We start from the raw sequence: 13,581 nt of genomic DNA on the forward strand, positions 1-13,581 counted from the left end.
GGGGTGGAATAAGGCTCTTATGACAATGAATCTCAATAATCAGCATTTCCAGAAAGTCCAGAGGGGCATAAGGCCAAAATTTGGCCGAATCGAAATCTTCGGCTGATATGATTTACGGGACACGCTCTAAAGATTCAGGCCAGGAAGCTATTGTCTGAGCAAGTTGAGCGCTTTTGGGGACAAGTTAATCTTGCTTATTTGCCGATGGTTGTCCTTCTCTGCCGGAACCATTTCTCGGCCTCCACAATGAAATAAGTGATTATTCCGGCCGCAACCGTCCGTACCCAGGCGTCAAGACTTACAGGCGCGCTGTGGAATAACCGGTTCATGACCGGAATATAAGTATAGAACATCTGCAGAACAAACATGGCAGTGACTCCGCCGAGGACCCAAGGGTTTGAAAGCAACCCGAGTTCAAAGATCGTTTTTTCCAACGAACGGCAGTTGAAGAGATAAAAAAGTTCTATAATGACAAAGACATTGACTGCAACCGTGCGTGCCTGGGCCACACTGGCCCCTGCCGCCAGTTCCAACTGGAAAAGGGTGAATGACGCGACCAGCAGAAGCAGCCCCACCAGGAGGATTCGTCCGATCAGCACCCCTGTGAGTATAGGCGTCTTTGGGTCACGGGGCGGACGCATCATGATGCCGGGCTCCTTGGGTTCAAAAGCCAGCATGAGCCCCAGGAAGCCGGCTGTAGTCATGTTGATCCAGAGAATCTGCACCGGAAGGATGGGCAGGGTGACGCCGACGAGTATAGCGGCCATGATAACCAGACCCTCTCCCAGGTTGGTCGGCAGGGTCCAGGCGATGAATTTTATCAAATTGTCGAATACGCCCCTTCCTTCCTCGACCGCGGCCTCGATGGAGCTGAAGTTGTCGTCTGTCAGGACCATATCGGCAGCCTCCTTGGCTACATCGGTGCCGGTCACACCCATCGCTACTCCGATATCCGCTCTTTTCAGGGCCGGGGCATCATTCACACCGTCTCCGGTCATGGCCACAACGTGTCCGCGGCGCTGCAGCGCCTCGACCAGACGGAGCTTCTGCTCCGGGGTTGCCCTGGCAAAGACTGCGGTCCGCTCGGCCACATTAACGAGTTCCCTGTCAGGGATTTTCTCAAGTTCCTGTCCGGTGATAACAGCCAATGCACCTGTATCAGGGTCACGGGCACCGCTCAGGTCCATCTGTTTCGCAATGGTGGCCGCTGTCAGGGCGTGATCGCCTGTAATCATCTTGACATGAATGCCTGCTGTCAGGCAGACCTTGATTGCCGCAACCGCTTCAGGACGCGGCGGATCGATCATGCCCTGAAGACCGAGGAAGGTCAGCCCGGAATCCACATCTGAATGCCTTAAAATGCCCGTCTCCGCCGGCAGTTCCGTCCTGGCAAAGGCGAGCACCCGTAATCCCTTGGAGGCCATTTCATCCACATTTTTGAGAATCCGGGCCGGATCCAGTATTGTCGAATTCCCTCTTTCATCAATGCATGAATCGCATCTGTCCAGGATGGTCTCAACCGCGCCCTTGATATAGACGATCCTCGGGTTGTCACTCCCGGCGTCATGCATGGTTGCCATATACTGGTACAGGGATTCAAAAGGAATTGCGTCTATGCGGGGAAATTTTTCCTGCACCATGTTTCTGAACAGGCCCCCCTTGTTCGCTGCGACGATCAATGCCCCTTCAGTGGGATCCCCCTGTATCTGCCAGGAGCCCTCTTTGTTCACCAGCAGACTGTCATTGCACAGTACGCCAGCCTGCAGGCACTCCGCCAGCGCTGATAATTTAGCGGCATCCACCGGGATTCCCTGTCTGAGAATCCTCCCTGAAGATTCATATCCCGAACCGGTTACCTCAAATCGCTGACCGCCGGCAAAGATCTCCCGGACAGTCATCTGGTTTTCGGTAAGCGTTCCGGTCTTATCCGTGCAAATGACCGTGGTGCTGCCAAGGGTCTCAACTGCCGGAAGATTTCGAATGATAGCCCGGCGACTCGCCATCCGGGAAACGCCAATGGCCAGCGTTATGGTCACAGCGGCCGGGAGGCCTTCCGGGATGGCACCTACACCCAGGGCTACGGCGGCCATAAACATGTCGAAGATGGATTGCCCGCGGATAATGCCTGCCGCTATGGTGACAGCCGCAAGGGCCGAGATCACATAGATCATGACATGGCTGAAGCGGGCAATCTTTCGAGTGAGCGGTGTTTCCAGTTCCTGCACGTCTGAAATGAGTTGAGAAATGCGGCCGACTTCCGTGCGGTCGCCGGTGGCGACAACGACGCCACTTCCCTGTCCGTAAGTAACCAGGGTCGAGGAATAGGCCATGTTCCGACGATCTGCAAGGACCGTATCATGATCAAGGGTGTCCGGTGCCTTTTCAACAGGAACGGATTCGCCGGTGAGCGCGGATTCATCTATCTGTAAATCGCGTGAATGGATCAGGCGCATATCTGCAGGCACCTTGTCACCTGCCTGCAGCAAGACGATATCACCCGGAACCAGTTCTGCTGCAGGAATACGCAGCCTCTTCCCATCCCGCAGCACAGTGGCCTCGGTTGTCACTGTCAGGGCCAAGGCCTTCAGGGCACTGACAGCCTTTGATTCCTGGACGAACCCGGTGATGGCATTAACAAGCACAACTCCGAAAATAACGCCGGAATCTACCCACTCTTGAAGGCCGGCCGTGATAATACCGGCTGCGATCAAAATATAGATAAGTGGCTGGTGGAACTGGAGGAGAAAGCGCAGCAGCCCCCCTTTTTCTCCTTTAACAGTGATCACATTGGGGCCGAATTCTTCCAGGCGATTTTCTATCGTGAACATGCCCAGGCCTTTTGCGGGATCACTCTCCAGCAGATCAACCACCTCGTCAGCAGGCAGATGGTGCCAGTGTCCGGTAATCAAAGTCTCCATGAAGTCCCCGTTATATCTAAGTGTGCTTCCTGCCTGGAACCACTTCCGGTTCCAGTTGCAGATCAAAACCTGAATGCTGCATGTTTGCGGTATATTTCTGATTTTAAATATTCTTATAAACCCGTGGTCCCATGTGCGTGACCGTTCACGGGCAGGGGATATTTCTTTTCACTTCACACTTCAGCCCCTTGTTTTCTTAAGGCTTTTGACATGGGGGATGTCCTGCCCCCTCTGCATTCGCCCTACGCTGCGCTTAAGGCGATGCAGTTTCCCCCACAGCAAAAGCCGAGAAAACTACGGGGGCTTCCGTTATAAACTGTTCAAAGAAATATCCCCTTCCTGTGAACGGTTGCCATCCGCGCCCTGCCGCAGGAGCGGTTTGCCTTTTGCAGGGTTTCGATCGCGGGCCGGATTGCACTGCCTCTCCGGTCCGCGATGAGTGAGCTTTGAAACCCGGAAAAAGGTAACCGCTTCAAGGCAGGATATAACGGGTTCACCGAATATTTACCTGATTTGAAATAAATATAGCGCAACTAATAGGTTTTATGCTAACAAAAACTCGCTATTTTTTGTCTTGATAACGGGATCTATTTTATTTCAGTGCATAAAACAATCGACAAGATAGGGGTTTTTACGATAGTAATATGACATGGAAACAATGGAGATACTCAGGCAGTTCATGTCTTGTCAGGCCTGAGATGTTATACCGCACCACCAGCCTTTGGGGGATTTCCCTTTTGGGTTACAAAAACCCAAATAGTTTTGAAGAGGGGAATTTACCCTGGCAAAAGTTGCTTAACCGGGTGTCCGTTTTTACTTGACCACATCAATTAGGAAAGGCGCGTAACAATCTGCCATTCTTTCAGAATCTGGCTATAGATAAATTTACACAAAATTCTTGACACTACCGGAGAGTTGATTACGATTTTGTAGCCTGGTTCCGGAAGAGCGGTTTTGGGGCTGCACTGGAGAATAAGTACAATAGAGCTACCCAATTACATAATGCATTATACCAGGCTGCAAAATCGAATAAACCCGTCCATGATTTCGTTTTGGGGGTTCTCTAAAGAATAAGCAGGAACGTCAGGAACGAAAGTAAAAGGGATAACTTGGGACCACGAAAAATCGTAAAAGTTGGTGTCCCTTGACAGATGACAATCATTAGTTTCGGTATTTATTTTGGATATGGATTCCATGGATTACAATATCTTTTTTGAAAATGCGCTTGAGGGCGCAACAACTGCCTACAGGGAAAGCCTTGAGTCCTGCGGCCGGAAGCTCATCGAGCTTTCGCAATGGGTCTGCAGGGCCTTTGAGAACAACGGCAAGCTTATCCTCTTCGGAAACGGGGGAAGCGCAGCTGATGCCCAACATATAGCAGCTGAGTTTGTAAACCGTTTCCGGCTGGACAGAAAACCACTTCCTGCCATCGCACTTACCACAGATACCTCTATTCTCACCGCGATATCAAACGACTACCATTTTGATCAGGTATTTTCAAAACAGGTCCAGGCCCTTGCTGGCCCGATGGACGTGGTCCTGGGAATAAGCACCAGCGGAAATTCACCCAATGTGCTGAAAGCCCTTTCCGTTGCCAGGGAAATAGGGGCAAGGACCGTGGGTATTACCGGAGGGAGCGGCGGGAAGATGGACCGGTGTTCTGATTTGGTCATATGTGTGGCATCCTCTGATACCCCCAGGATTCAGGAGGTCCATATTTTTTTTGGGCATCTGTTATGCGACCTTGTGGAACAGCAAGTTTTTAGTCCGGTATAATTAGACATGGGCTATCCTGGATAGCCTGGAAGAAAAAAGCTGATAGCTTTTAAAAAGTATAACCCTAAAAATCAACTCTTGCTTTCAGCTTTGAGAATAATAGCTTGATTATGGAGGTATTTTGTATGCCTATTTATGAGTACGTATGCACTGCCTGCGGAGAGAATTTTGAGGAACTGGTCCTTGGATCCGGAACTGATATCAAATGTCCCAAATGCGGCGCTTTAGGGGCGCAAAAGAAGGTTTCGGCCTTTGCCTTCAAAAGCGGCCACAAATTTGCAGGGACAGGGAAAAAATCAAGCGGCCTTTGTACCAGCTGCACAAGTTCTGACTGCAGGTCCTGCGGGATTTGATGTGGGAACAGGGAGAAGGTTGCGACTTGGGACCAGAAAGAGTGCATTGGCCCTTGCACAGAGTAACTGGGTCAAGGAAGAGATCGAGACACGCTGGCCTGAAGTCCATGTAGATATTGTAAAATTCACCACCAAAGGGGATAAGATCCTGGATGTGCCACTGGCCAAGGTCGGCGGCAAAGGCCTCTTCGTAAAAGAGATCGAAAACGCCCTCCTCAGGGAAGACGCAGATATAGCAGTGCACAGCCTGAAGGATGTCCCCAGCGAGATCCCAAAAGGGCTTGAAGTCAGCATTTTTCCTTGTCGTGAAGAACCACGGGATGCCCTGATCTCCCGGTCCGGGCTCAGACTGGAAGAATTGCCGAAAGGTGCCAGAATAGGTACGAGCAGTCTTCGAAGGATAGCCCAGCTTAAGAACGCGAGGTCTGATATCGAAGTAGTTTCCCTGAGAGGCAATATCGACACAAGGCTTCGCAAGCTTGACGAGGGGCGGTATGATGCCGTTATCCTGGCGGCTGCAGGGCTCAGAAGACTTGGTCTGGAAAAAAGGATTATTCAACTTCTGGAACCTGAAACGATGCTTCCTGCTGTAGGCCAGGGGGCCCTTGGTATAGAGTTCAGGAGCATGGATACAGAGGTCAGGCAAATTCTCGCCTCGATTCATCATGAAGACACATCCATCTGCGTGAGGGCTGAAAGGGCCTTTCTTTTCAGGCTTGAAGGCGGATGTCAGGTACCTTTGGGTGCTCTTGCCCGGCTCAAGGGAGAGACTCTTGAGCTTGAAGTTATGCTGGGTGACGAGGCAGGGACTAACATTATACGAATAAAAAAGCAAGGAACTGTTGATCAGCCCGAGGCCCTTGGAACTATCCTTGGAGAACAGGTCCTGGCTGCCGGGGGTGCAGAAATATTGAGGGAAGTTTATGGAGCGAATTAAGCCGGATTCTTCACCCGGAAAGGTCTATTTAATAGGGGCCGGCCCTGGCGACCCGGGCCTCTTGACCATTCGTGGCAAGGAGCTTTTGGCTGAGGCCGAGGTAGTCGTATATGATCGTCTGGCAAGCCCGAGGCTTCTGCCCTTTGCCTCTCCTCATGCAGAACGTATCTATGTTGGTAAGCGGATGGGCTCACACACAGTGACTCAGGAAGATATCAACAGGATGATCGTGGAAAAGGCAATGGAAGGAAAGTGTGTAGCCCGCCTGAAGGGAGGGGATCCTTTTATATTCGGCAGGGGGGGCGAAGAGACCCAGGCCCTTGCCAGGGCGGGGATATATTTTGAGGTGGTGCCCGGCGTGACCTCAGGTATTGCAGTTCCTGCCTACGCCGGAATACCCCTGACCCACAGAGCACATACCGCTTCCGTGGCCTTTATTACAGGCCACCGCAAAGTTGACAGCATGGAGGCGGATATAGACTGGGAGGGCCTGGCCAGGGGCGTGGGGACACTTGTCTTTATGATGGGGATGAAAAACCTGCCCAATATTGCAGAACAGCTCATAAAGTACGGACGCAGTCCCGATACTCCGGTAGCAGTGATCCGCTGGGGAACCACCCCTCTTCAGACTTCGATTACAGGAAATTTGTCAAATATAGCAGAAAAGGTAAAAGAAGCAGGTCTTGGACCCCCATCAATTATAGTGGTGGGAAAAGTGGTGGCCCTGCGGGACCAGGCAAACTGGTTCGAAAGACTGCCCCTGTTGGGTAAACGGATCCTGGTTACCAGGACCAGGGAACAGGCCAGTGATCTTGTAAGATTGCTGGAGCGGAGAGGCGCATATTGCCTGGAGTGCCCTACAATAGAAGTCCATTGGCCAGAGGATTTGGGGCCTCTTGACCAGGCCATTAACTCGCTTTCTGCCTTCAGCTGGGTGATTTTCAGCAGCACCAATGCGGTACGTTTTTTCTTTGAACGTCTTTTCGCACTGAATTTTGATCTCAGGGCCCTTGGGAACATACGTATTGCTGTTGTGGGCGCCGGCACTGCCAAGGCCGTTTCCGCCCTGCACTTAACTTCCGACATTATGCCAGACAACTTCCGGGCTGAAGGCCTGATAGAGGCCTTCAGCCAGATAGGCGTATCAGGGAAGCGCATACTTATTCCCAGGGCGGAAAAGGCAAGAGAGATTCTCCCAAGCCGGCTTTCAGAGCTTGGAGCAGATGTTACCGTAGTCCCTGCCTATAGGACCCTGGCACCTGACCTGGATCCGGAAACCCTGGAGATACTGGGGCAGGAAACCATTGACGTATTGACCTTCACCAGCTCATCAACTGTCAAGAACTTTTTCCGGTTGCTCCCTGATTATCTGCGCAAGCGGATACTTGAAAAGGCAAAGGTGGCCTGTATTGGTCCGATCACTGCCAGGACGGCGGAAGATTATGGCCTTAAGGTCACGGTTCAGCCTGATGAGTTTACAATATCCTCGCTGGTAGCTGCCATAGAGGGGCTTTTTGAATGAAATGATAGATATCCTTTATTTATTAAGTTTACACTTTTTTTCGAAAAAGCGTGTATTATCGAATTGAATGTCGATATCGAAATTAGAATTAGATAATACATCTACACCTTTATGTTTTCCCAATTTCAAATTTCAAATTTTACTGCTATACACAGCGTCATAAGTAATTGCCGATTTTTGCAATTGCTATTTCGCATAAGTATTTTGAATTACACATTAATTGTTGAAAGGGATCTATCAATTTTCGGCAGCTATGTCTGACGTCGTGTATAAAATAATAATTATCTCATGACAATTTACTGCCCCACAGATCCTCCTGAACTTGCCACGATCTTGGCCAGAATACGCCAAAAGCGGGAGGATTATGAAAGATACGGTTTTACCTTTATCCAGGGCAGGACACTCAGGGCCTTTTTCGATCTGGCCCAGGAATTTGAGACCCTGGAGAATTTTTACAGGGTGTGTGTCTTTGTCCCCAAGGAGTTCATGGGATTTGATTCCTGCCTTTATTTGGTCGACCCGGATATCAGGAAGTTATATATTGCCTGTGATTCCATCAAGGGACTGAGGGTCTGCGGCATGGATCCTCCTGGGGATATCAGGCTCAGCGAGTCTTCCTATGAGACAGGAGATACCTTTGTGGCTCCCATCAAGGGAAATTGGAGGCTGTTTGCAAGCAAACCCCTATCGAAGGCAGAAGAAATCATAGGCTTGTTCGCAGTATTCCCCCTGTCTGAGTTTGGAAAGGGTGACAGGCTGTTTTTTGAGAAGTATGCAAACAGGATAGGATACAATCTGCACTATAAGTTGATTTCAGAACAGAATGAAAGGCACATCAAGTTCATCAATACGCTTGTAGCAGACATCGAGCACAATGTACTGGTACCCAACATGAGGTACAGGCTCTTTCTGAACAACCTCAGAAAAAAGATCCTGGAGCTTGAAGATATTGAAAAGGACTTCGGAGAAAAGATAGGAGTCGGAATCGGTAAAAAGTGGATTGAGGTTTATCATCTGGAGCAGATACAAGGTCGTCTTGCTGATTTGCGCGGTGGACTCTTCAAGGAGTGTGAAGAGATTGATAAACATTACCAGAACACCAGCCTTTTTCTGGAGAGCCTGCTCAGACGCGATCATTTTGAGAAGGGACAGCTTGTGCTGCGGCGCAAGATGTGCCGCTTCAAAAAGGAGATCTTAGACCCCCAGCTTGAGCGTTACAGGCAACGACTTGAACGTATGGGCATACGTATAGACTATGGGTTTGGCGGGATGCCTGATGAAGATATCCCCCTGGCAGTGGATGTAGGACTCATTTCCCAGGTCTATGCAAATCTGTTCTCCAACGCGGAGAAGTACTGTCAGGAGGTAATTAACGAAAGTGGGGAACCCGTCAAGTTTATGTCCTACGGGCAGGAGGTAATTCCTGACTTTTTCGGCCCGGGAAAGCCGGGGATCAAGTTTAATGTCTTTACTACAGGGCCGCACATCCCTCCAGAGGAGGCCTCCCATATCTTTGAAGAGGGTTATCGCGGGACCGGTTCGGAGCGCAAGCCGGGTGTTGGTCATGGATTACACTTTGTGAAAAAGGTCGTGGAAGTCCATGGCGGCGTTGTCGGTTATGAAGCAGCCAACCTTGGAAATAATTTCTTTTTTGCCCTGCCTCTCCAAAACAGCATTGAAGAAATAATGGGCCTGCCTGTGACTGCTGAGGTCAATACTCCCTAACCTTATGACAATGCCGACCGAGTTCCCAGGCACAAAAGGAGTCTCTGTTGACTTTGAGCGTGAACTGAACCCGGAACAGCTCAGGGCCGTAGAGATCATAAATGGCCCGGTTTTGGTGATAGCCGGTGCCGGAAGCGGAAAAACGCGTACCCTGGTTTACAGGGTTGCCCAGCTTATCCAGACAGGAGTAGAGCCAAACAGAATTCTGCTTCTGACCTTTACCAGAAAGGCTGCTGCCACCATGCTGACCAGGGCTTCCCGGATTGTAGGCTCACAGTGTCAGCAGGTAACAGGGGGCACTTTCCATGGATTCGCCCACAGAATGTTAAGGCGATATGGGCACCTGGTCGGCTATCCCGGCAACTTCACAATACTGGACAGGACGGATATGCTGGACCTCCTGAACCTCCTGGCCCGTCAGCTAGATCTCACAGGGCCTGGAAAGCGGTTTCCCAGGAAATCCGCCCTGGCTTCAATTGTGAGCAAGACAGAGAACTGCGGAGGATCTGTATTGAAGGTGATTGAGCAGGGCTATCCGCACCTTTTGGGGGAGCTGCCGGGGCTGGAAAAACTCATCCCCGTCTATCGCAAATACAAAAAAGTCCATGCACTTATGGATTACGACGACCTGCTCCTCAGGTGGAGAGATGTGCTGAAAGGACATGCCCAGGTCAGAGAGTCCATGGGTTCCTGGTTCCGGTACATAATGGTGGATGAGTATCAGGATACGAATGTTACTCAGGCGGAGATCGTGCACCTTATGGCCTGTGGTCACAACAACGTAATGGTCGTTGGAGATGACGCCCAGTCCATCTATTCGTTCAGGGGGGCAAATTTCAAGAATATTATGAATTTCCCCAGGATGTTTCCCGGGACTCGGATAATAAAGCTTGAGAGGAACTACCGCAGCACTCAGCCCAACCTGGATTGTACCAACGCCATAATTGCCAATGCCAGGGAGAAATTTACAAAACGCCTGGTGGCACAGAGAAAAGGGGGAAATCCACCATACCTGTACACGGCAAAGGAAGAAGTGGATCAGGCAAAATTTGTTGCCGACCGTATCCAGGAATTGTTGAAACATGGATTTAAACCATCTGATATCGCCGTACTTTTCAGGGCCAGTTTTCATTCCTTTCATCTTGAAACCGAGTTAAACAGCCAAGGGATACCCTTTGTCAAACGCGGTGGATTACGTCTCCTTGAGGCTGCCCACATCAAGGATATTCTGTCCCTTCTTCGCGTTCTCATAAACCCGCTGGACCGGCTGAGTTGGAGCAGGATCCTGCTATTGATCGAACGCCTTGGCCTGAAGAGCGCGGAAAAGATTTTCTCTCAATTGATAAAAAGCGAAGATCCACTTGAATGTCTTTCAACATACAAAACCAAGGCCGTCTGGGGAGAAACAGCAAGGGGGCTCGGCGGTCTATTGAAAAGACTCCATGACATGCCGGCGGACCTTCCGGATCTGCTTCTACAGCTCGAGACCTGGTATCGGCCGCACCTGGAAAGGATTTATCATGGAGATTATCCCAAACGTCTGCAGGAACTGGCCCATTTGAGAGGATTGGCAACCCGATACGACGACGCAGTGTCCATGCTCGCCGATCTGGCCCTGGACCCTCCGGATCAAGAAGATGTGGACTGGGAGAAGGGACGTATCGTCCTTTCCACTATGCACTCGGCAAAGGGTCTTGAGTGGAAAGCGGTCTTCGTCCTGTCGCTGGCAGAAGGACGCTTCCCTTCACCTGCGGTTTCTTTTCGTAGTGATGAACTGGAAGAGGAGCGCAGGCTCTTTTATGTAGCCGCGACCAGGGCCAAAGATTTTCTGTGTTTTTGTTACCCGGCGTTTATAAGTGTCTCGGGTACGGGTTTGCTCCCTGCCAGGCCGTCACGGTTTCTGGAGGAGATACCTGCCAATCTTTTGCGGTTATGGAAAAAAGAGGGAGCAGATACTGATGAAAAGATTTATCAAAAAAACATACAATACATGCCAGGTGTCACCGGAACACCTTCAAAGTCTTCAGAACATGTCCAGCAAATAAACTCCGAAAGTAGCCCAGGGCCTGATCAAACCGGTTCCGGTATTTTTGCACCGGGGAAAAGGGTCAGGCACCCGATCTTTGGACCAGGTCAGGTGATCAGGGATATTGGTCCAAAGAAGATACAGGTGCTTTTTGACGTTGCGGGGGAAAAGACCCTGCACCTTGATTATGCCAAGCTCAGTGTTATCTAGAGGTAAGCGTTTACAGGGCACTGCATCTGCTTTGTTGTCGGGCACTTGAAGTACAGGGAGTACGTCTGCGTACCCTCCGCCTCGCATCTGCAGCACACTGTAAACGCTTACAGTTCGGTGGGTTGCGGTAAAACAGGCGTTGTAACCCCGTGAATGGTTACAGGTAAACAGAAAGGGCGAGGTGAGATTACTCATCCCCGCCCTTTTGAGCAGTGCTGATTATCTAAGGGGCGATAATCATTGTGCCGTCTTCCGCATTTGTGGATACGTGGAACTGTTCCAGGAAGGGCACGCCGAGCAGGCCGGGACCTGACCAATCATCTGAAAATCCTACCAATAAATTATTTATGGAGAGGCGCTCTTCTATCTCAATATCTACATAACAATACGTTACAGATATATCACCGCCAACTCCTGATCCGATGCCTGTAAAGGGACATTGATTAACATCAGTCAAGTCAACACCCATATATGACGCATCGTCTGAACTCAGCAGGACCATGGAGGCCCCTGTATCAACGATAAATCCGGCAGCGTATCCGTTTACGGTGCCGTTTACGAGATAGCAGTTGCAACTTGGATCAAGAGGAATAACGACCTCCTGCCTGACCGCTGAGAAATCCTCCGGCCTAGACCAATTTGCTTCTCCTGCGAAGCGATATTGCCACGTGCCTTCCAGATAACCTCCACCAGTCGCGTCCAGCACGGTTATATTATAAAGATACTCGACGTTCCCCCAAATACTGGGCTCTACAAAGTAAACTTCATAGCCGCCTGGCTGCACACAACTGCTTACATCCAGCCTGTGTCCTTGAATTGCGAGGGTATCACAGATCTGATCCGTGCTATTGGCGTAAGTGACAGTCAGAGGTGTCCGACCGACAGGGCTGATCCACACTCCACCGCTGAGATCACCTCGTTCCTCATGGAGAATCATCGGATAAATTGTCCCTGTATCATCTATATATGTGTATGATTCTCCTTCAAATTCCTCTGTTACTACCCAGGTGCCGGTAACAGGTCGAATGTGCAATACATAGTAAAGGAGCTCCCGCCATGATTGCCAATTGGTGATATCATTCCTGTCACCTACTATGGCCCTGATAATCCAGTCGCCCTCCATTCCGATCAGCCGCAGGCCTCCTCCAAAGGTAATAGGAATAAACGCCTTTATATTAGGGGTCTGATCAGTCCCGGACACATCTGTAGGATCATAAGGAATTACCGGATCTCCTGTATCCTCATCGCTACTGAAGGGTATGGCGATAGGGGTATTCTGTATATCCGCTGCATAGAACAGGTCCTCTGCCCCTGCGACCGGATGGCCCCACTGGCTGAACAGGTCGAAACGTGTTCCGTTCACGCTGTCCCATCTATAGGCGAAAACCTGGCCTGGAGCGAGACTTGGATGCTCTGCCAATACATAAAGCGCTCCGGAAATATCTTCCATTACAGGCACATTCATGATCAGGTCCAGCCAATCGGTCGTGACCAATGACTTCTCGGCAGCATAACGCAGTGCATTGACATAGACCCGAACAGGGATACCTATTGATGTGGTTGGAATGGTATCAGGCTCTGTAGAGATAGTAGCTGTAACCGTCACGTTTCCATCATAAATAGTGACATTGCCCCCATAAATATTCTGGTTTGCCAGGAGTTGATTTATATCAACGCCAACAGTAAATGATCCATCTCCGACGGCCTTTCCCACTATACTGTCCGGATTTCCATTTAGGGTAATCCATTGGTCGCTCTTTGACGCAATCCAACAATAGTCGATATTTTCTTGCCAAAACGGGGTAGTAGCACAATCATCGTCAGAGGAATATGCGAAGCCCCTAACCTGTACTGTAATTGGATCCGGGTTGGTAAGCTGTTCCTGTGTAACGTAGAATTGGAGCTCACCCTGTGAAACCACTAATGTTCCTGTCTTAGTAACATTGCAATCTGCAGCACCCCCGGTTTCGCCAAAAAACGCCACTATAGAGTCTGTCCCGCAAATATTAGTTGCAAAATGAGGCCGAATTCGGTAAAATATTATATAATTTCAACATGATAATTGCTTTTTGAGGGCCTCATGAACTACAATTTCAGAAGCTATAATCCGGAGC

Annotated in this window: 8 protein-coding genes; 6 read left to right on the forward strand and 2 right to left on the reverse strand. The window is 50.1% G+C overall.

Features of this window, described 5'->3' with window-relative positions; all coding sequences use genetic code 11:
* Nucleotides 1–194: 194 nt before the first annotated feature.
* Nucleotides 195–2,918 (reverse strand): carbonate dehydratase, encoded by a 2,724-nt coding sequence (locus C4B57_10805; protein PXF52608.1) that lies wholly within the window; start codon nt 2,916–2,918, stop codon nt 195–197.
* Between the two features lie 1,194 nt (nt 2,919–4,112).
* Between C4B57_10805 and C4B57_10810 the strand changes: the two genes are divergently transcribed.
* The 6 genes from C4B57_10810 (at nt 4,113) to C4B57_10835 (ending at nt 11,467) form a co-directional block, all read left to right on the forward strand.
* Entirely contained in the window at nt 4,113–4,694 is a 582-nt protein-coding gene (locus C4B57_10810) for a phosphoheptose isomerase (GenBank protein PXF52609.1), read from the forward strand.
* Nucleotides 4,695–4,819: 125 nt separating this feature from the next.
* On the forward strand, nt 4,820–5,047 hold the full coding sequence (locus C4B57_10815; protein ID PXF52610.1) for an FmdB family transcriptional regulator: 228 nt from the start codon (nt 4,820–4,822) through the stop codon (nt 5,045–5,047).
* 1 nt (nt 5,048) lies between these two features.
* Nucleotides 5,049–5,984: a hydroxymethylbilane synthase gene (locus C4B57_10820; protein ID PXF52611.1), complete on the forward strand. Its 936-nt coding sequence runs from the start codon at nt 5,049–5,051 to the stop codon at nt 5,982–5,984.
* Nucleotides 5,971–7,506 (forward strand): uroporphyrinogen-III C-methyltransferase, encoded by a 1,536-nt coding sequence (cobA, locus tag C4B57_10825; protein PXF52612.1) that lies wholly within the window; start codon nt 5,971–5,973, stop codon nt 7,504–7,506. Before C4B57_10820 ends, cobA begins: the two co-directional genes overlap by 14 nt.
* Nucleotides 7,507–7,794: 288 nt before the next feature.
* Nucleotides 7,795–9,231, forward strand: a complete 1,437-nt coding sequence (locus C4B57_10830) for a hypothetical protein (GenBank protein ID PXF52613.1) — start codon at nt 7,795–7,797, stop codon at nt 9,229–9,231.
* Between the two features lie 4 nt (nt 9,232–9,235).
* Complete coding sequence (locus C4B57_10835) at nt 9,236–11,467, forward strand: ATP-dependent helicase (protein ID PXF52614.1); 2,232 nt, start codon at nt 9,236–9,238, stop codon at nt 11,465–11,467.
* A 223-nt stretch (nt 11,468–11,690) separates the two neighbouring features.
* Here C4B57_10835 and C4B57_10840 read toward each other — a convergent pair whose 3' ends face one another.
* Nucleotides 11,691–13,388, reverse strand: a complete 1,698-nt coding sequence (locus C4B57_10840) for a hypothetical protein (protein ID PXF52615.1) — start codon at nt 13,386–13,388, stop codon at nt 11,691–11,693.
* Between the last annotated feature and the right edge of the window lie 193 nt (nt 13,389–13,581).

The sequence above is a fragment of the Deltaproteobacteria bacterium genome, assembly GCA_003194485.1.
Classification (GTDB): domain Bacteria; phylum Desulfobacterota; class Dissulfuribacteria; order Dissulfuribacterales; family UBA3076; genus UBA3076.

Coding starts and splice junctions, on each gene's coding strand:
- cobA (PXF52612.1), top strand. CDS start 5,971: ATGGAGCGAATTAAGCCGGATTCTTCACCCGGAAAGGTCTATTTAATA.
- C4B57_10830 (PXF52613.1), top strand. CDS start 7,795: ATGACAATTTACTGCCCCACAGATCCTCCTGAACTTGCCACGATCTTG.
- C4B57_10815 (PXF52610.1), top strand. CDS start 4,820: ATGCCTATTTATGAGTACGTATGCACTGCCTGCGGAGAGAATTTTGAG.
- C4B57_10805 (PXF52608.1), bottom strand. CDS start 2,918: ATGGAGACTTTGATTACCGGACACTGGCACCATCTGCCTGCTGACGAG.
- C4B57_10835 (PXF52614.1), top strand. CDS start 9,236: ATGACAATGCCGACCGAGTTCCCAGGCACAAAAGGAGTCTCTGTTGAC.
- C4B57_10810 (PXF52609.1), top strand. CDS start 4,113: ATGGATTACAATATCTTTTTTGAAAATGCGCTTGAGGGCGCAACAACT.